The 19,800-nt window shown below is 34.4% G+C and carries 20 protein-coding genes; 11 read left to right on the forward strand and 9 right to left on the reverse strand.

The window, feature by feature from the left end:
- Positions 1-212 (forward strand): hypothetical protein (locus FLS47_RS18470; RefSeq protein WP_223225173.1); only part of this gene is annotated, 212 nt, incomplete at its 5' end.
- A gap of 199 nt (positions 213-411) precedes the next feature.
- On the opposite strand, the gene FLS47_RS07440 is transcribed toward FLS47_RS18470, so the two are convergent.
- The gene (locus tag FLS47_RS07440) at positions 412-1,479 is read right to left on the reverse strand and encodes an NADH:flavin oxidoreductase/NADH oxidase (protein WP_149913743.1); all 1,068 of its coding nucleotides are present in this window, start codon (positions 1,477-1,479) and stop codon (positions 412-414) included.
- 216 nt (positions 1,480-1,695) lie between these two features.
- Between FLS47_RS07440 and pepF the strand changes: the two genes are divergently transcribed.
- On the forward strand, positions 1,696-3,570 hold the full coding sequence (gene pepF, locus FLS47_RS07445) for an oligoendopeptidase F (protein WP_149913744.1): 1,875 nt from the start codon (positions 1,696-1,698) through the stop codon (positions 3,568-3,570).
- Between the two features lie 680 nt (positions 3,571-4,250).
- Here pepF and FLS47_RS07450 read toward each other — a convergent pair.
- Together FLS47_RS07450 and FLS47_RS07455 are read right to left on the reverse strand one after the other, a co-directional pair.
- Positions 4,251-5,261: a YCF48-related protein gene (locus tag FLS47_RS07450; protein WP_223225174.1), complete on the reverse strand. Its 1,011-nt coding sequence runs from the start codon at positions 5,259-5,261 to the stop codon at positions 4,251-4,253.
- Positions 5,262-5,268: 7 nt separating this feature from the next.
- Positions 5,269-5,931, reverse strand: coding sequence for a YceH family protein (locus tag FLS47_RS07455; protein ID WP_149913745.1), 663 nt, complete (start codon positions 5,929-5,931; stop codon positions 5,269-5,271).
- 79 nt (positions 5,932-6,010) lie between these two features.
- Between FLS47_RS07455 and FLS47_RS07460 the strand changes: the two genes are divergently transcribed.
- From FLS47_RS07460 to FLS47_RS07470, 3 genes are read left to right on the forward strand one after another with little or no spacing between them, the layout of a single operon-like run.
- Positions 6,011-6,916: a histone deacetylase family protein gene (locus FLS47_RS07460; protein WP_188347382.1), complete on the forward strand. Its 906-nt coding sequence runs from the start codon at positions 6,011-6,013 to the stop codon at positions 6,914-6,916.
- Between the two features lie 40 nt (positions 6,917-6,956).
- Positions 6,957-8,018 (forward strand): nucleoid-associated protein, encoded by a 1,062-nt coding sequence (locus FLS47_RS07465; protein ID WP_149913746.1) that lies wholly within the window; start codon positions 6,957-6,959, stop codon positions 8,016-8,018.
- The gene (locus tag FLS47_RS07470) at positions 8,002-9,087 is read left to right on the forward strand and encodes a DUF3810 domain-containing protein (RefSeq protein WP_188347383.1); all 1,086 of its coding nucleotides are present in this window, start codon (positions 8,002-8,004) and stop codon (positions 9,085-9,087) included. Before FLS47_RS07465 ends, FLS47_RS07470 begins: the two co-directional genes overlap by 17 nt.
- A 4-nt stretch (positions 9,088-9,091) precedes the next feature.
- Here the strand turns inward: FLS47_RS07470 and FLS47_RS07475 are convergent, their stop codons facing one another.
- Together FLS47_RS07475 and FLS47_RS07480 are read right to left on the reverse strand one after the other, a co-directional pair.
- Positions 9,092-9,640 carry an NADPH-dependent FMN reductase gene (locus FLS47_RS07475; RefSeq protein WP_149913748.1) on the reverse strand — a complete coding sequence of 183 codons (549 nt, stop codon included), beginning with the start codon at positions 9,638-9,640 and terminating at the stop codon, positions 9,092-9,094.
- A gap of 106 nt (positions 9,641-9,746) precedes the next feature.
- On the reverse strand, positions 9,747-10,349 hold the full coding sequence (locus tag FLS47_RS07480; RefSeq protein WP_149913749.1) for an NUDIX hydrolase: 603 nt from the start codon (positions 10,347-10,349) through the stop codon (positions 9,747-9,749).
- Between FLS47_RS07480 and pyrE the strand changes: the two genes are divergently transcribed.
- Positions 10,348-10,995: an orotate phosphoribosyltransferase gene (gene pyrE, locus FLS47_RS07485; protein WP_149913750.1), complete on the forward strand. Its 648-nt coding sequence runs from the start codon at positions 10,348-10,350 to the stop codon at positions 10,993-10,995. The two genes, FLS47_RS07480 and pyrE, sit on opposite strands and share 2 nt — an antisense overlap.
- 14 nt (positions 10,996-11,009) lie before the next feature.
- The gene (locus FLS47_RS07490; protein WP_149913751.1) at positions 11,010-11,408 is read left to right on the forward strand and encodes an SRPBCC family protein; all 399 of its coding nucleotides are present in this window, start codon (positions 11,010-11,012) and stop codon (positions 11,406-11,408) included.
- A gap of 60 nt (positions 11,409-11,468) precedes the next feature.
- Here FLS47_RS07490 and FLS47_RS07495 read toward each other — a convergent pair whose 3' ends face one another.
- The 4 genes from FLS47_RS07495 to FLS47_RS07510 form a co-directional block, all read right to left on the reverse strand.
- Positions 11,469-12,377 (reverse strand): transporter family protein, encoded by a 909-nt coding sequence (locus tag FLS47_RS07495; RefSeq protein WP_149913752.1) that lies wholly within the window; start codon positions 12,375-12,377, stop codon positions 11,469-11,471.
- Positions 12,374-13,405, reverse strand: a complete 1,032-nt coding sequence (locus tag FLS47_RS07500) for a cytochrome-c peroxidase (protein WP_149913753.1) — start codon at positions 13,403-13,405, stop codon at positions 12,374-12,376. Before FLS47_RS07500 ends, FLS47_RS07495 begins: the two co-directional genes overlap by 4 nt.
- A complete protein-coding gene (locus FLS47_RS07505; RefSeq protein ID WP_149913754.1) occupies positions 13,395-14,210 on the reverse strand; it encodes an MbnP family protein in 816 nt (271 codons plus the stop codon). Before FLS47_RS07505 ends, FLS47_RS07500 begins: the two co-directional genes overlap by 11 nt.
- A 95-nt stretch (positions 14,211-14,305) precedes the next feature.
- The gene (locus tag FLS47_RS07510; protein ID WP_149913755.1) at positions 14,306-14,512 is read right to left on the reverse strand and encodes a hypothetical protein; all 207 of its coding nucleotides are present in this window, start codon (positions 14,510-14,512) and stop codon (positions 14,306-14,308) included.
- A 296-nt stretch (positions 14,513-14,808) separates the two neighbouring features.
- Between FLS47_RS07510 and FLS47_RS07515 the strand changes: the two genes are divergently transcribed.
- From FLS47_RS07515 to FLS47_RS07530, 4 genes are all read left to right on the forward strand, one after another.
- Positions 14,809-15,171 (forward strand): DUF6686 family protein, encoded by a 363-nt coding sequence (locus FLS47_RS07515; protein WP_149913756.1) that lies wholly within the window; start codon positions 14,809-14,811, stop codon positions 15,169-15,171.
- Between the two features lie 184 nt (positions 15,172-15,355).
- A complete protein-coding gene (locus tag FLS47_RS07520) occupies positions 15,356-15,883 on the forward strand; it encodes a ferritin (protein WP_149913757.1) in 528 nt (175 codons plus the stop codon).
- 165 nt (positions 15,884-16,048) lie between these two features.
- Positions 16,049-18,763, forward strand: a complete 2,715-nt coding sequence (locus FLS47_RS07525) for an outer membrane beta-barrel protein (protein ID WP_188347384.1) — start codon at positions 16,049-16,051, stop codon at positions 18,761-18,763.
- Positions 18,764-18,766: 3 nt separating this feature from the next.
- Complete coding sequence (locus FLS47_RS07530; protein ID WP_223225175.1) at positions 18,767-19,738, forward strand: NAD(P)H-quinone oxidoreductase; 972 nt, start codon at positions 18,767-18,769, stop codon at positions 19,736-19,738.
- Positions 19,739-19,800: the final 62 nt, after the last annotated feature.

Below are 19,800 nucleotides of genomic sequence, written 5' to 3' on the forward strand. Positions count from 1 at the left end.
ACAGCACAGAAATTAGCAATTTGGTTTCCGGGAAGAATGGTGTTAGATTTGCAATAAGAAAAATGGTTGAATTACCGCCCCGCGGGGCGGTAATTCAACCATTGACACAGTTTATTTTACACTCCCTCTTAGGAATTTTGGCTAAATATATAACTACATTCATTTGTAAAAAATTAAATGTCAAAGAATATCATCCCAAGAAGTCTGATTAATATCTCGTTTGTATTGTGAAGGGAGTTTTCAATCAAAGTCGTTTTGTGCGGCATTGTTGATTAAAATGAGCTTCATTGTTTTTTAAATTTTATGATCTACCACTCAAACAGGTCATTATCATAAAATTGGAATGTATATTAGGTAGAAAGTTTCTATTTAATATACATTCATTTTACCCCATTTTCTATGCAAAGTATATCAATATTCTTTTGCTCTATCGTATTGTAAAGGCCATTTGATATCCACAGCCAAATCTTTTGCAAATTGTTTTGCTAAATGAGGGTTTTGTAAAAATCCTCTAGCAATAAATATTAAGTCAGCTCTTTTATCGTTCAAAATAAGCTCTGCTTGTGAGGACTTTTTTATTAATCCTACAGCACCCGTTATTATACCTGTTTCATTCTTAATTCTTTCTGCGAAAGGAACTTGGTAATTTTCCATCACCGGTATTTGTTGATGACGGACGCACCCACCACTTGATACATCCATAACTTCTATACCAAATTTCTTGGCTAAATGTCCAAGCCTAACTGTTTCTTCGATATCCCAACCTCCTTCAGCCCAATCCGTTGCAGATATGCGAAGCCACAGTGATTGAGTGGTCAAGACAGAATTGACAGCTTCAATAATCTCAATTAAGAACCGAACTCTATTTTCGAAAGAGCCACCATAAGAATCTGTTCGCTGATTAGACAATGGCGATAGAAACTGATGAATAAGGTAGCCGTGTGCAGCATGGATCTCAATAATATCATATCCAGCTTCAACGCTTCTTTGCGCAGCGTCTTTGAATGCTACGACTAATTGCTGGATGTCTTTTACGGATAGTTCGACAGGAGGAACATCAGTATCATTAAAAGGAATAGGAGATGGTGCCACTGTTTGCCATCCATTAGGATGGTTCGGAGCAAATTGGGCTCTCGAACACCATGGTTTATCCGTAGATGCTTTACGTCCAGCGTGAGCCAGTTGAATTCCGATCAGTGATCCCTGTTGATGCACAAAATCTACAATTTCTTTCAGCGCAGGAACATGTTCATCTTTCCAAATGCCAAGATCAGCATAGGAAATCCTTCCTTGAGGAACAACAGCAGTGGCTTCTTGAATAATTGCTCCTGCTTGACCAATAGCAAATTGGCCAAGATGCACTAAATGCCAATTATTTGCAAAACCTTCCTCCGCACTATATTGACACATTGGAGAGACTACTAATCTATTCTTTAATGTATGTTTTGCTAATTGTAAAGGACTAAATACAATACTCATAGTTTTCTTTTTTACTAATGTAATTGAATATTTGATACACAAATAAAAATCCTGTATCCTTTACTTCAAGATGACTTAATCTGTGCATTGATTTTACATTTTTATATTTTGTTGCAAGAGCTAAAAAAGTAAATTTATTTAAATTAGTTTCCTCGTTAACTTTTCAGAGCCAATAACTTTTTCTTAATTTAGTCATGAAAAAAATATAGATGATATATGATTAGTAAAACTAAATTAATGACCGCTATGCTATTGTTTTCTTCTAGTATGGCTATGAGCCAAATGAAGGTACGAGATGATTTGCCGGAGAAGTACAAGTGGAATTTGACGGATTTGTATGCTTCTGATGAAGCTTGGAAGCAAGAGAAAGACCGCCTTCAGACAGAAATGCAAAAGATAGCGCAGTATAAAGGTAAGTTAACACAATCTCCGGCAACGTTAATGGAAGCTTTGGAATTCAACGCAAAGCTCGGAAAAGAAATGACGAGATTGTATTCGTATGCTTCTATGAAATCGGATCAGGATACACGCGTGACTAAATACGCGGGAATGAAACAGGAGCTAGGACAATTATTCTCTCAATATGGCGCGTTAGTTTCTTACATGGAACCTGAATTGCTGACTTTGAAAGACGAGCAATTAAACAGTTTCTTAAACCAAGAGAAAGGTTTGGCTACGTATAAATTTTATCTTACGGATCTTTTGCGCAAAAGAGCGCACAGAGGTTCGGAAGAAGTAGAAAAAGTGTTGGCGTACTCTTCATTGATGTCGGGAAATGCGGCTAATATTTACAGCACATTCTCTAATGCGGAGTTTCCGTATGGCGATATCGAAGTTGATGGTAAAACTGTAAAATTAAATGCGGCAAATTTTTCATTGTATCGTGCAAGTGAAGACCGATCTGTTCGTAAAAAAGCTTTTGAGGTTTATTTTGGAAAATTAAATGAATTTCAACGCACATTAGGTTCTACCTTGTATGGTAATTTGAATTCCGCTTTGTTCTATGCTAAAGCACGTTATTACAACAGCACCTTAGAAGCGGCCTTGGATGCTGGAAATATTCCGACAGATGTATACCACAATTTGGTAAAGAATGTGAATAGCAATTTGGAAACTTTCCACCGCTATTTGAGTCTGCGTAAACGCATGATGGGATTAGACCAATTGCATTATTACGATTTGTATGCGCCTCTCGTGGATAAAGTAGATTTGTCCTATACTGTAGAAGAATCCGTTGACAATATCCTAAAATCTTTGAAACCTTTGGGTAAAGAGTATATCGACGTTTCAACAAAAGCATTTAATGAGCGCTGGATTGATATGTATCCAAATGAAGGAAAGCGTTCTGGTGCGTATTCGAATGGTTCAGCGTACGATGTACATCCGTATATTTTGATGAATTACAACGGTAAGTACAACGATATGTCGACGTTGACGCATGAGTTGGGACATACGATGCACTCTTATTTGACTAATAAAAAACAACATGTGGCGAATGCAGATTATTCTATATTCGTGGCTGAAGTAGCATCAACCTTGAATGAAGAATTGTTGAATGATTACATGTTGAAACAAATCAAAGACGATAAAACCCGTTTGGCGATTTTAGGAAATTATTTGGAAGGTGCTAAAGGTACATTGTACCGTCAGACCCAGTTTGCTGAATTTGAATTAATGATTCATGACAAAGTAGCAAAAGGAGAGGCGTTGACAGGTGAGGATTTTGATAAGATGTATTTGGAGTTGACGCGTAAATATTATGGACACGATAAAGGCATCTGTTTTGTAGATGAAAATGTAAAATCCGAATGGTCGTACATTCCGCATTTCTACTACAATTTCTACGTGTACCAATACGCCACTTCTTACACAGCCTCGGCTGCATTATCGGAAAAAGTGTTAAATGGTACAGCTGCTGATCGTAAAAAATATTTAGACTTCTTAGCTTCAGGAAGCACAAAATATCCTGTAGAATTACTAGTTGATGCTGGGGTAGATATGAATTCGAAAGAACCATTTGATTTGACAATCTCTAAAATTAATAAGGTGATTACCGAAATGGAGGCTATCCTTACGAGATTAGGAAAGTAATTCTTTTAAAGAAAAATGAAGAAAAGCCGTAGCATTTAAGTAGTTACGGCTTTTTTTGATTATTAACAAACTTGTCATTCTGACGATAGGAAAAATCTAAATTTTAGATATCATACTTCGATAAAACAATAATTTTTGCTTATAAATTCTTATACGTTGTCAAATAAATTTTTATTCTGTATAAAAAGCAGATTTGCAAGAATTAGCAATATTTTGGGTAGATTTAGTAATCGTATTCATCACGAGAATTATACCATTCATCATCATCCGTTTCATTATAAAATGGAGTATCATTAATCGAGACTGGTTGACGTGTCATAAAATCCCCCAACAGAATAGAAAGTTAATCCCTAATTCACCCTCAAAAATTGTATTTAACACTTCTTTAACAAAAAGCTTCATTATTTCCCATACACTCCTTAGGATGAAGATTTGGAAGGTTAATCAAGTTGCGTCCAAGATTTGTGCATTTAATTTGTGCATTTAATATAACCTATTGTGCATATTTATTAAATAAAAATACCAAATTCTAGACTTACAACTATTATTCCTTAATCGATTTATAAATAATTACATATGTGGCTTATGTAAAGACTTGTTTAAGTATCTAATTTCTCTTGATTGAAGCCTAGCTAGCAATAAAATCTCAGCTAATCTATAACGAGTCGTACATTTTAAATTTACAGCTCCAATCGATACACATTACCTTTTGACCCAGTCAAATAAATCACTTTATTATCCGTACTTTTTGATAGTGTATTGAAACTAAGTGTAGATATATTTTTCCAGTTTTCTCCGCCATCGTACGAAATATCTGTTCCTGAAGTTCCTGTTGTTAAAACAATGGCTTCTGTGATATAGAGTACATCTGAACGATAGCCCGACACAGGTGTATTCGGATTTGTCCAACTTAGACCTGCATCTTTCGTTAGTAAAATATTATTCAGGTTGTTTTTATCTTCTAAATAATTTCCACCTACAACAATTCCTTTATTCAAATTCCAAAAGTCAATAGCAAAAATCCCTGTAGACGATTCGCCTGACACAATCGGCACATCGTATTTATCAATTTTCAAACCCTTCGGATTGTAATTGAAGAAGCTGGAATATTTTCCACCTGTTCCTATATACAAGCGATCTTTAAATAGTTTCATTGAAGAACCTGATGCTGCAAATGCAGCTTCACCTTCATCCGCAATAAGGAAATAATCGTTGCTGACATCCGTCCAAGTTTTCCCTTTGTTGCTAGTCTTTAACAGTTGGAATTTTCCTTCTATTGGATCACCAAGTATAAAACCGTTTTTGCCCACAAAATCCAAATCATCTAGAAATATGTCGGGATGGTTATTTTCATACACTTTCTCCCAAGTTTTACCTGCATTCGTCGTACGAAGTACAACAGCTGGTGAACCAGCGTTGATAATTACAGCTTCTTTATCTGAAAAAGCATAGATATCCCGAAAATCGTATTTTTCATAACCTGTAGGATTTACCCAATTCCAATTTTTCCCCTCATCTTTAGAAAAACCTACAGTTCCATTACTACCGCTAACCCAAACTACTTTTTTACCAACTGTGGACATTCCACGAAAACTAGCGGATATATTCTCTACGAGTGGAGTAAAAGTTTGTGCACAGCACATGGTTCCAATAAAAAAAGAAAGGGCGATAGATACGATTTTTGATAGCATATATGTATTATGTTAATTGAGCAAGCAAGTTATCAAACTCTTCACGAAGTTTTGAAAGTTCCGCCTCCAACGTAGCGACACGTTCTTCCAATTGCTGAACTTGACCACTGTTACTACTAGATGATGCAGAAACGATAGTATTTTCATAATCTTCTTCATCAAAATCTGCAAATAAATGGACATAACGCGCTTCTTTTTGTCCAGGCTTCTTAGGCAATAATTTGATATAAGGCGTTTCCTCCTCAGCCAGTTTATTTAAATACGTCTGCACTTCCTCTATATCATCAAACTCATACAATCTGCCAGAATTGGAATTGATTTCGCCAGCCGTCAAAGGTCCACGCAAGAACAAAAGACATAAAATCGCCAATTCCGCAGGAACTAAAGGATAATGAATTGCTATATTATGTTTGTATTTGGTCACTCTAGAGCCACCACCAACGACAGTCGATATCAATCCAATTTTTTTCAATCCATCCAACGTACTCACAATCGTACTCTCGTCGTAATTCACCACAGGCCTACGTGATGTCTTTTGATTACAAGCGGTTTGCAATCCATTTATTGTCATTGGATAATATTCAGGTGTTGTTTTCGACTTTTCTAGTAAAGAGCCTAATACACGAATTTGTTCTGCATTTAATGTAGGAATTGGTTTTTGTGTTTCCATTTTTAAATTAAGGTTTATACTTTTCGAAGATAAGAATTATTTAGTTCTTCGTATTTTCGTGTGCTAAAAAAGACATACTTTGCTAAAAATAGCCCATCATACCGCTTATATTCATCCTTTACGCGAAGGTCACCGCTTCCCGATGGTCAAATACGAGCTTATTCCCGCGCAACTGCTTTACGAAGGAGTTGTAGATAAGGACAATTTTTTCGAACCAAAATTAGCGGATTTTGAAATCTGCTGTTTGGCTCACGATAAAGAATATGTTCAAAAATTGTTTGATTTGACATTGGATGCAAAGATGGTGCGCAGAATAGGATTTCCGCTTTCACAATCGCTTGTAGAACGTGAAAGGTATATTTTGGATGGGACTATTCAATCTGCATTGTATGCGTTGGAATACGGCATTTCATTCAATACAGCAGGAGGGACGCATCATGCAGGTTATGATTATGGTGAAGGATTTTGCTTAATGAATGACCAAGCTGTGGCTGCAAATTATCTTTTAAAGAATGGTCACGCAAAGAAAATATTAATCATTGACCTCGATGTGCATCAAGGAAATGGGACTGCACATATTTTTCCTAATAATCCCGATGTGTTTACATTTTCTATGCATGGCGCGAAGAATTTTCCTTTTATCAAAGAGAAATCTGATCTTGACGTAGAGCTTCAAGATGGAATTACGGACACAGAATACTTGAATCTGTTAGTTAGTCATTTAGACGAAATATTCGCGAATGTAGAACCTGATTTTGTGTTTTATCAAGCGGGAGTAGATGTCCTTTCGTCGGACAAATTAGGTAAACTAAAAGTTTCGAAAGAAGGATGTAAACAGCGTGATTACTTGGTGATTAATAGATGTCATCAACTGAGAATTCCTATACAAATCTCCATGGGTGGAGGTTATTCTACTCATATTAAGGATATTGTGGATGCTCATGTGGCCACCTACAAAACAGCTGTTGATATTTTTGATTTTTAGCCAAAATACTTTTATATTTTTGTTTCTTTAACTTTAATCTATGTTTTTTCATCAAGACGCAACGTTTGAAAATCTTTCTATTCATCATGTAGGCAATAAAGCCAATGATGAGTTTTATATATTGTCCGAAAATCCAATTGATTTGGCTGGAGACGAAATATTGCCCGATTTATTGATGCAATATTTTATGAAACCCTTTGCAAAGTTGACTGAAGTTTATCGTTTTTTTCATCCTAATGAGGAATTAGAATTAAATGAAGTTTATCACTTTTCGAAGAAATTTTTTGAGGGAAATATCAGCTTTCACGAGTTTTCACAACAAGTGACCAAACACCTATACGAGGTTTCAGATCATCCGAAAATCAAGTCAGGTGAGGTGTATGTCGTGGCATTGAAAAATGTACAAATGGAAGGAGAGGATCATGCGGCAGTGGGAATTTTTAAGTCTGAAAACAAGGAGGCATACCTTAAAGTGTATCCTGAGCAGGGCGGTTTTCAATTGAACTATGAGCAGGAGGCGATTAATATCAATAAACTGGATAAAGGTGTTGTCATTGTCAATACTGAAAGTGAGGAAGGCTTTAAAGTATTGGTTGTCGATCAAACAAACCAGTCCGAAGCAGTTTATTGGAAGGATAATTTCTTACAATTGAAATCGCGTAATGATGCTTTCCAGCAAACAGGAAATCTCATGAAAGTGTACAAAAACTTTGTTAACGAAAAATTGGATGAAGTTTTTGAGTTGGAAACTGCAGATAAAATTGATTTGTTGAATCGTTCAATGAACTATTTCAAAAGCAAAGAAACTTTCGACAGTGCTGAATTTGAAGAGGAGGTAATTGCTAATCCACAAGCCGCTTCTTTGTTTAATGAATATAAACAGTCTTTTGAAGATGAGTTTGATATGCCTTTTCAAGCGAACTTTGAAATAGCTACGCCTGCAGTTAAGAAAATGGCAAGTTCTTATAAATCTGTAATAAAATTGGATAAGAATTTTCATATTTATGTCCACGGAAAGCGGGAATACCTCGAGCAGGGCTATGATGAGGATAAAGGAAAAAACTATTACAAGTTGTATTACGAAAATGAAACACAGAGCTAGTCAACACCTACTCCGAAAGTACTATTTGACTATCTGCTTTTGCTGGGTTATCATCGTGCTTTTAGAATTGCTAAAGACTAAAGAAAGTTGGGTAGAACAGTATTATGCACAATTGTTTTATCCAGCTATTTCGTATCTGTACATTATTTTATTTTCATGGGTACCATTTAGCGTGGGTGATGTTTTTTATGCTGCGATTGCTATTGTATTTACTTACAATATAGTGCTAGTTATTCGAGAACTATTGAGTAAACAATGGTATAACGCTAAACTTAATTTGGTACGCATAATATTTATAGTATCAACTGTTTATGTAATATTTACAGTCAATTGGGGATTGAATTATTTCAGACAACCTGTTAATGATAAATTTGGTTTTTCTGATACAAATATAACACGTGAAGATCACCTAAAAGTATTGGATAAATACATTACGATAGCAAATGAACTTCGTGAAAAAGTGGATGTAAATAGCAACTCCAAAAATGGTGTTAAAGGTGATTTGACAGAAATTGTACTGCAAGACACTTTATTAAATGATTATCTATGTAAAACGCAGGTTCGCGCTAAAGAACCAATTTCAAGCGAACTGGCATCATATTTTACGGTATCGGGTTACTTCAATCCGTTTACACTAGAAGTGCAGGTCAATCATTTAATACCTAATGCTTCATTTCCCTTTGTCACCGTCCATGAGTTGACACATCAAATGGGTGTAGGATTCGAAGATGAATGCAATTTTATCGCTTTCTTGACATTAAAAGATAATAGAGATGTCTGGTATAAGTATTCGGCATATTATTCTGCTGTAGAGTATTTGTTGCATCCCTTATATGGTAATAAAGAATTATTCGAACAGTACAGAGCTAAATTATCACCAAAGGTGTTGTCGGATTTCAAAGCTGAACGGGAATTTTGGATGTCCTATAGAGGTTGGATTGATAAAGTTTCAGGTATTTTCTACAATCAATACTTGAAACACAACAATCAACCAGAAGGCTTGGAACGCTACAGTATGATGACAACTCTTCTTGTCGCTTGGGAAAAACAACAAGAAAAGTTGCCTTAACTATCTAAAACTTTTCCATCCATCCTTCAAAAGCTTTGATGAATTTTTTGCTTAAGTCAGTGGTAGTGTCAGATTTTATTGTACCATCCTCATCAAGAAGTTCGCTGACATTCCCGATGTACATTTCGGGTTGCTGCAAAGTCGGCATATTCAGAAAGGTAAGACATTGCCGTAGATGATGATTCGCGCCGAAAGCACTAATTGCGCCTGGAGAAACAGATACAATTGCTGCAGGCTTCCCATCCCATTTACTTTTCCCATAAGGTCGTGAACCTACATCTAATGCATTTTTCAACACCGCAGGAATTGATCTATTGTATTCGGGTGTGAAAAATAAAAATGCATCTAAGGACGATAGTTTGTCTCGGAATGAGCTGTATTCCTTTGGCGGTTTATCTTGATCTATATCTTCATTGTAGAGTGGTAAATCACCAATAGCTAGAAATTCATAGCTGTACTTTTTATCCAATAGATTGACCAAATTATTCGCAATTTTTCTGTTGAAAGAATCTTTGCGTAAGCTTCCTACTAGTATTCCAATGCTTTTACTCATAATGCTATTTGCTTTGATTACACTAGGTATAACAGCTGAAATAGACAATAAGTTTAAAATGATTTAAAAGCGAGAGGAGAGGCCTCTCACTTTCATTGTGATGTTATTATATTTTTTCGAGAATATCCAAGATCAAAGGATAGGTATTCTCACGTACTTTTTTCAAATCTTTTTTATTCAACCACACAGCTTCTGTGATATCTTCTTCGGTTTGAGGAATGAGCTCAGGCACCTTATTTACGCCCATATCGTACCATTTCGTTTGTTTTAGCACAAATTTGCCGCGCATGATGTAGGTATGGTAGGTAGTTTGAATCTTTTCGCCAAGATAATCCACCTTAATTCCGCATTCTTCTTCTACTTCACGTACTGCAGCCTCACGCATTTTTTCCCCTTCATCAACCTTACCTTTTGGTAAATCCCATTTTCCTAGTCGATGAATAAACAAATAATCACCTTCACCATTACGTACAACGCCTCCAGCAGCATAAATAATTTTCAAGTCTGAAATGATTTTTTTGAAGATAGAATTAATCTCTGGGTGTACAAACAAATAGGTAATTTGCTGGTTTTTAGTAGACGTGTTGAAAAGTTTTTCAAGTTCAATTTCTTGTAATCCAATACTTTGAACATTCTTTTCGATTTTAGGAGCAAAATCTGCTAAAATAAGCAGGCTTTGGTTCATATAAATTTTATAAATTTGTGCCATGAATAATTTAAATGAGGTTGAACAAAAAGTTGCTGAATCCTTATTGCAAATTAAAGCAATAAAATTACAACCTAAAAGTCCTTTTACATGGGCTTCTGGTTGGAAGTCTCCAATTTATTGTGATAATCGTATCACACTGTCACATCCCGCTATCCGTACGTACATTCGTCAAAGGTTGGCACAGCTGATTCAAGAAGAGTTTGGATCTGTGGAAATGGTTTCTGGTGTAGCTACAGCAGGCATTCCTCAAGGTGTACTAGTAGCACAAGATTTAGGCTTACCATTTACTTATGTACGCAGTAGTGCAAAAGATCATGGGCGTCAAAATTTAATTGAGGGTGAAGTAGTAGAAGGACAACGCGTTGTTGTTGTAGAAGATTTAGTCTCTACAGGCAAAAGCTCATTACAAGCGGTACAAGCTTTGCGTGAAGCAGGTTGTAATGTCGTAGGACTGGTTTCTATTTTTACATACGGATTGGATGAAGCGACTAAGAATTTTGCTGATGCAAAATGTCCAATATTCAGTTTATGTAATTATGATGCACTTATCCAAGTTGCAGTACAAAAAAGTTATGTATTGGATTCTGACGTAGAGTTTTTACAATCTTGGAGAAAAGATCCAGCAAACTGGTCTCCAGCACAATAAAACACATACTAACTATGACTGTTATTCAAAACAATGTTGCGATTAATAAGCCTATTAATGAGGTTTATAATTTTTTAAATGATTTAAATAATCATGAGCAATTGATGCCTGAAAATATCTACAATTGGTCTTCGACAGCTGATGAGGCTCGTTTTACGATTAAAAACATGGCAAAATTGGCTTTGAAAATTAGCCAACGTGTGGAGAATAAAGAAATAATTTGTGTTCCCTCAGAAGAAGCTCCATTTGAATTGAAATTAGTGTGGAAGGTGGAAGAGATTTCTGCTACAGAAACGAGTGCAACTTTCATTATTGAAGCACAATTAAACATGATGATGAAAATGATGGCTTCAGGTCCTTTACAAAAATTAGTGGATCATCAAGTAGGCAAATTGAAAGAAATATTAGGATAATTATCATATAATCAATCCCAAAGATAAGAGGTTCAAAATATATTTTGAACCTCTTTCTATTTAAAATGTAAATGTAACGTGCGTCAAGAATTTATTCACGAGTTCTGTTCTACCAGAACTTACGAATTGGCTTAGCGGAGTCTGATAAGAAAAACCTATTGCAATGTTATTAATTGTACTCTCTAAACCTACATTGAGGTTGGTATTATAACCACCAGTTTGTTCGATTTTAAAACCCATAGTTTGATCTTTAGCTTGGGTATCGTGCTGGACCCCGACATTTGGACGTAATTTAATTTTTTCATTTACCGATGCATTATAGTAAACACTTCCATTTAAGGTCAACTTATTCCCGTATTGATATTCATCGCTATTTCTGGTATTAACCTTATAACTTACATTGGTGTTAAGACCAATATTTTTTATGCTAATATCGTAATTCAGCGATCCTGTAAAATCAAAACTTCCAGTTCCTAATTGATAGATATTAGCAGAATTGGTGCTTATAAACTCATCTTTATTGTATTCACCAGTTGGTAATTTGACTCCTGCACCAAGCCAAAGTGATTGGGTAAATATTTCAGATTTATTCAATACGTTATAATACCCACTTAGATTGATATCGCCAAGACCCGATTTGCTGAATTGCTGATCTGTTCCATAACTGTATTTTTGGATTTTACTATAAGGTAGGATAGCCATCACGCGCCAACGAGTACCTAGATTCCAAGCGGACCATAGCTCTGCAGTGTGGTATTTTTCCTTATTTGTCAATGCTGTTTCATTTCCTGAAACGTCTAATTGTGTGTATACCTGATTGAAGTGATAGCGCACACCAACGAATCGCTTATTGAAATTGGGCAATAAGCCGGTGTAATTACTTCCCAAACCACCGCCACAAATATCGCACGCTACAGCAGATAATGTGCTCAATATACCCAATAATGCAAAAATTATATTTTTTCTCATGGTTGATTAAAAGCTTTGTTGTTTACAAATGATTCGTCATTTAATGTATTCAGAAAGGCCAATAGGTCTTGCATTTCATTTGCACGCAATGGAATTCCTTTGTTTTGTTTTAGAAGAGGATCTAAATTGTCCGTATGCACGACCTCTTTTGCATAATGATTTAATACTCCTTCAAGCGTGATGATGCTCCCATCGTGCATATAAGGAGCTGTATATTGCAAATTACGTAGGGTCGGAACTTTGAATTTAAGTTTATCTTCTTCACGTGAAGTGATATCATAGCGCCCTAAATCTTTTGCTGGATTAATCCCAAGGCCATTGTCACGAAAACTATGATCCGTAAATAAAGGTTCTTGATGGCAAGTGTTACATTTGGATTGAAATATCTGATAGCCGCTTGCTTCTTCAGTTGTAAAGGTAGCTTCGTTTCTTTTTACTTTATCATACTTTGAATTGTCTGAAACAAGCATCACCATAAAATGTGAAAGGGCTTTGAACACCTGTGTTGAGGTTATATTTTCGCTACCGAAAGCCTGCTTAAATAACATAGGATATTGTGCATGCGCCTGCAATTTTTTCACAACGTTTTCCATATTTTCATCCATCTCAATAGGATTATGAATAGGCACCATGGGTGTCAGATCTAATTGCTGTACACCACCATCCCAAAAAAAAGATGTTGACCAAGCCAAATTTATGAGCGCACTAGAATTTCGAATTCCGAGCTGATCATCAATACCGTGACTCACATCATGACCATGATGAGTAAAAGCATTTTGGCTGATATGACAGCTCGCACACGAAATTGTATTATCTCTTGAAAGTATTCCATCGTGAAATAATTTTCTACCTAAATCAAAGGTCTCTTGAGATAACGGTGTAATAGCAAAACTGTATGTAGGTTCTGGAAAATGCCCCGGCTTAGTAAAGCCTGCGAATTCGATCAGATTAAAATCCTCTGCTTTTTTGCAGGCCCAAACAGCCATTAACAGTACGAGCAATACCAAAAGCTGTTGCTTACTTTTCATGGTTTGCTATTTTCGTAAAGTTGTGGGTATGGTCATGGGTAAACATGGTCGCGTAATTGTCTGCGATTTTAGCATGCGGTCCAGAGGTCATCACGATCGGATTGGTCTTGATTGAGATCGTGTTTGGTCCGTCAAAGATTTTACCGATATCCACCATCAAATGTATATCGGATGAAAGATTTTCTTGGACTTGGCTCTTACCAGCTTTTGTAAGATCAAGTTTTATTATTCTGTTATTATTTACCGTAGGTGTGCTGTAACCACCAAAAAGTCCAATATGATATTTAAAACTATTGTTAGGATTAGCCGCCTGAGCGGAATTACCTTCTAATTGGAAGTGGATATACCCAGAATTCCAAGACCAATACATACCATATTTTCCAACATCCAACACGCCAGTACGTTCTTCTGCTGGTAACGTATTCGTAAGACTATCTACACCAAGATTAAACTCTAAAGTTTTGTATTCCCCCTGAGGAATTGTTAAAATTGGTTTTTGAGAATTTGCGTCACTTGCATCTATAAGAAAGAATGATTCTTTTTTGGGAATTGTGATGACCTCACCATTCACTTTTGTGAATTTAATATTACTCACATAATATTTAAGCGAGGTAATATTAAACGTTTCGTTGCTAGCATTCGAATACATATAATTATTCAAAACCAACTTCTTGCTGCCTACGATATGATCAAATTTTATTTTAACTAACCCTGACTTTGTTTCGTCAATTTTAATTTCTTCGTTTTTGGTACAGCCACTCAACAGACCCGCGATGCACACGAATCCCAATAATATTTTTTTCATGAAAATGATAAATTAAGATTAATAACATACAATCCATATAAATCCACCTCTGTGAATTCATATTAATTGAAAATAGAATACGACAATTGATGCTATTAACCGATGAGTGGGGGACGATCCAATGTGTAAATAAAATCTCTAGGATTTAAATTTGAAGTGAATAGACCATATACCTTTTTAAGTATTGGAGTTGACAAGTATATGTCAGATGAAAACAAGTTAAGATTTACAGCTAGACTTTCTTGAAAATTGACCTTAAAGTTTTGTTGTTCGTTTTCTTGTTGGTTTTTCAATTTCTTCATCAGAAAACATTTACCTTGACACGTATTATTTTCCATATTACGCTGAACACACAAGTACTTTTCAATATAATTCTGATTATAATAAAAAGATGTGCATATCACTAATGTCATGTTGCATTGCAACAACATGATGGGTATTAGGATATATACCAGCCAGGTTTTCATTGCTCGCAAATCTACAATATCCTATCAAGAAATAAAATTTATTTAATAAAATTAATGAAGTTATTTATTTGGATTAAATCTTAATAAGGATTATATTTGTAGCATCAAAAAAAAAGGAAAATTAGTAAACGATGATTTGTCCATTAGCTAACGTAGAAGAAGTTTTTAAGACAGGATTTGGAGCAGTTTATCAATGTAGCAGAAAAAACTGTTATTGGTTGGAGTTTCAAGATACCACGACTTCATTTAGCGTAAGTGATTTCTTTTTATTTAAAAAACGCATTGACAGCATCGATATTGAAAAAATGTTATGTGATTCCTCCAGAACATCAGATTTTGAAATTGTTATGCCATTCCGTACCGAACGTTGTTTTATACTATCTGTTGAAGACATTTTAAATCTGCGCGAAATTTTGGATGGTTCTAAATTTATGATTGAACTTAACTGCCAAATAAAGACAATATTACGTCGCGGAGCAGTTTTTGCATTCTAGATTTTAATTATACTGATTCCAAACAACTTACATCTTAAGAGTCTAATTTAGACTGAATTCGTATAACACTTTTTTTATACAATTCACATCTCTTCATCCTATCTTTGTATTAGTAAATGAGTGGTACAACTATTGCTACTTATAATTGTTAATACAGAAATTGTAACTATTAAACTTTACATATATGAAAGATTTATTGAAATTAAAATCATCTTTGTCTGAGGAGATCGAAAATATATTAAACGCCCAAATCAAAGTCGAAGCACATTCATCTGCTATTTATTTAGCAATGTCAGCATGGTGTGGGGATCAAGGTTTGGACAATGCTGCTAAATTTTTTGCAAAACAATCTGATGAGGAACGTGAGCATATGTTAAAATTATTCAATTACGTAAGCAGCCGTGGTGGTAAAGCTATTTCTCCAGAAGTAACAAATATTCCTAATGATTTTGAATCTTTCCGTGGTGTATTTGAACAAGCATTAGAACAAGAAATGTTTGTTACGGAGCAATTTAATAACATTGCGGACAAATGTGCTAAGTCTAAAGACTATGTGACTTTCAACTTTTTAGGTTGGTTCTTATCAGAGCAAGTAGAAGAAGAATTCGTATGTCGTAGAATTTTAGAATTGTTTGATGTAATTGGAGAAGAGGGTACAGGCCGTTGGGAAATCGACAGACATTTGGTAAAAGTTTGTTTTGATGGTGAATAATTAATTACCCCAAAGTTAAAATACGAAAGGAAGATATTGATAAACAATATCTTCCTTTTTTTTATACTATAAATTTAACTTTCTCGTTTTATATAAAATTGCCCTTAGCATTTTTTCAATGTATTTTATTTAGTATATTGATAAACGGTATTGATGCATTAAACTGTGTATTTTTTTCTGCGAAACATAATCTTCTTTTTTGCCTTTGTTATTTTTTTAACAAGCAATTCTCTATACGCGCAAATTCAATTTAGTGGTGCTGTAAAGGATTCTTTGGGTAACCCTATTAAAGATGTTATAGTAAAATTGCATATTGAAAATGATACTTTATTCCGCGTTACTAATTCTCTCGGCAAATATTTATTTAATGATTTAAACGATAAGCAGATACAGGTCAGTTATAATATGCTAGGCTATCTCAGTAAATCGAAAAGTTTTATACTTAACCTTTCTAATCAGAATTTTGTAGCACCAGATGTGATACTACAAAAAATAAACTACATTATACCCGATGTATCAGTCACCAGAGTTATCCCAATGGTGATTAATGGTGATACGATTCAGTATAATTTGGGTGCATTCTCATTTCGAAAGCAAACGCTTTTAGAAGATGGATTGAAAAAGATTCCAGGATTTCAGATAACAAGAGATGGTTCTGTATATTTTAATGGCTACCACATTAAAAAAGTCAAAGTAAATAACAATGAGTTTTTTGGAGGTGATATTATTACCGCTACTAAAAATCTTCCTGTTGATTATATCAATAATATACAATTGATCGAACTTAATAATAAAAATGAGGGCGCAGAAACAGGCATAGCCGATTACCAAGAGAAAGAAAAGTTATTAAATATAAATTTAAAAGAAGACCGAAAAATACTTCACTTCGGACAGATGACAATTGGTTCTGGAACTAATGGTCGTTATTTAGGAAGTTTTGGATTAAATAGATTTAATGATGGCAATGAATTATCCTTATTGGGATCTTTTAATAATACAAATACAAATTTGTTTTCATACGGAGATATTTCAGGAGGGAAAAGAACCAATACTACATTAGATATTGATGAATTCATAGACCCAATTGATGGTATCAATACGACTTCTTCTATTGGAATAAATATGGCTAAAAAGATTGGAAAACAGTCAAGACTAAATACATCATATAGTTATATTAAGAAAAACACATCAATAAGTGGGTATTCAGGTCTTAAATCTTCATATATAGGAAACACAATCACAAAAAATGAAAACTACGACGAAGAACAAGAAGACGATAATCACAAATTGAGGTTGTTTTTAGACGGAAAATTATTAAACAAAGATATTGTCAAAGTAGAAGGAATTCTAACTTACAATAAGAAGTCAGTATTTAATAATAAAGAATCTGTTTTAAGTAACTTCCAACAGATAAATAAGGGTACCAATAGAGATTCATCCACGCATAAAATTCCAATTGCTGATATTGATGTCATTTATTCTAAATATTTTGAAAAGAAGGACCGAAAATTGGTAGGTAAATTAAATGCTAAATCATATACATTAAAAAACAGACAATTTGTTAATGAGGAGTATTCTGTATATAGTAAAGATGTCATTGATTATACAGATGAGTTAAATAATCAATTTATTGATCAAAGAAATAAGAATGGATCTACCAATTTATCTCTTTCATTTGTAGAACCATTTATGAGTCACAGTGTTTTTGAATTTAGGTATGAGTATGATCATAATAAATTTGATGCACAGCGGTATGTGTATAATTGGCTGGATGCTCGGCAATCGAATATTTTAGATTCTTTAACAGTGGATTATGGCTATAAATTTAACAGCAATAAAGTAGGTTTAATTTACCAATTTACACCCAATAAAAGAGTCAAATTCAACCTTGGATTTGCTGTGCAGCCAATTCGAATGAATGGTAAAGTATTAAATGACACATTAGAATATAACTACGAGAATATCAACTTAGTACCTACTACAAACTTTAGCTATAAATTATCATCAAATGTTGATTTTCAAGTAAGCTATAGGGGTAGAAATAATCAGCCTAGTTTTTTTCAGATTGTTCCGGTTTTAAATAATACAAATTCACGAAATATTATCCTAGGTAATCCAGAGTTAAAATCAGAATTTTCACATGGATTTGTTACTTCATTGCGGGCGTTTATTCCCACTCGTATGCAATATGTAGAATCAAATTTCTCATATAACTATGTGAAGGATAAAATTGTAACGGATAAAAAGCCACTTGAAAATACCACTATCCAACAAACGACCTTTCGAAATGCAAATGGGTATTACGATTGGAAATGGAATTATGTATTTAATACACCTTTTAATGACGATAATTGGATGTTTGATATGTCCGGTGGTTTTGATTATTATAACAATATTTCATTTATTGAGGATCGGGAAAGGACTACTAAACAATTTATTTTCAATCAATCTGTGCAGTTGAAATACTCTTTAAATGATTTTTTAGAAAGTATGTTTAATGCTAATTATTCACGTAACAAAGCGAGTTATGACATTCCTTTTCGTACAAAAATTAATGTAGAAACTCTTTTCATGGGACTTGGAGCAAAGGGATATGTGAAGGATAATTTTTCCTTAGGATTTGAGATGTCACAACGATATAATGATGGTTATATCAATAAATTTATGAATGTGAATCAGACTATGATGAATGCATTTATGGAGTTGACATTTTTGCACAATAGAACTGCTTTATTGCGCTTGCAAGCTTACGACTTGTTTGATCAGAATACACAGATGGGTATTTATTCTGAATATATTGGTAATGATGTTTTTGAAGAGCGTAAGAACAGATTGGGAAGATATTTTATGTTATCCCTAAATATAAGAATGCAAAAATAAATTATGATGAAGGCTGTTGTGATTAGTGAATTTGGGAATGCTGATGTTTTGCAAGTTCAAGAAAGAGAAGTTCCAAAAATAAGTGAGTTTGAGGTCTTAGTTAAAGTGAAAGCTGCAGGAATAAACCGTCCAGATGTATTTCAGCGTCAAGGAAAATATCCTGCACCCAATGGAGTGCCACAGGATATTCCAGGTTTGGAAGTGGCGGGTATTGTAGAAGATATCGGGGAGAAGTTGAGTGGATTTAATTGTGGACAGCGGGTAATGGCACTAGTTCCAGGTGCGGGCTATGCTGAATATGCTAAAGTACATTACGGTTCCGTCATTCCTTTACCTGATCAGGTAAGTTTTGAAACTGGTGCTACATTGCCAGAAACAGTATTTACAGTTTGGCATAATCTATTTCAACGAGGTAACCTTCAAAAAGGAGAAGCTGTACTTATTCATGGTGGTGCAGGCGGAATTGGATCGACGGCGATTCAATTGGCAAAGTTATTTGGTGCAAAGGTTGTCACTACCGTAAGTATACTTGAAAAGTCAGATTTTGTTAAATCATTAGGAGCAGATGTCGTTATCAATTATAATGAACAAGATTTTGAAGAAATTTTAAATTCGAATAAAGTAGATATTGTATTAGATTACATAGGTGGAGAATATTTCAACAAGAATATAAATGTATTAAACGAAGAAGGTAGATTGATTTACATCAATGCAATGGAGGGAGCGAAGGTAGATTTAAATTTATTTAAATTGATGCAAAAAAGATTGACTATCTCTGGCAGCACATTAAGAAATCGATCTGTAGAATTTAAACAAAGTCTGACAGAAGATATTGTAAAGAAAGTTTTACCATTACTTAATGAAGGTAAATTGAAGTCCCAAATATTTAGAAAATTTAGTATTCACGAGGCTTCACAGGCACATTCTTTAATGGAAAGTGGTGATTTCTTAGGTAAGCTAGTTATAGTCTTTTAGATTGCTAAAATAATTTAGCTTTGTCTTTATTGCTATTTTTTTTCATCTTTAACCCAATTAAA

It is taken from the genome of Sphingobacterium cavernae (assembly GCF_008520265.1).
Taxonomy (GTDB): Bacteria; Bacteroidota; Bacteroidia; order Sphingobacteriales; family Sphingobacteriaceae; genus Sphingobacterium; species Sphingobacterium cavernae.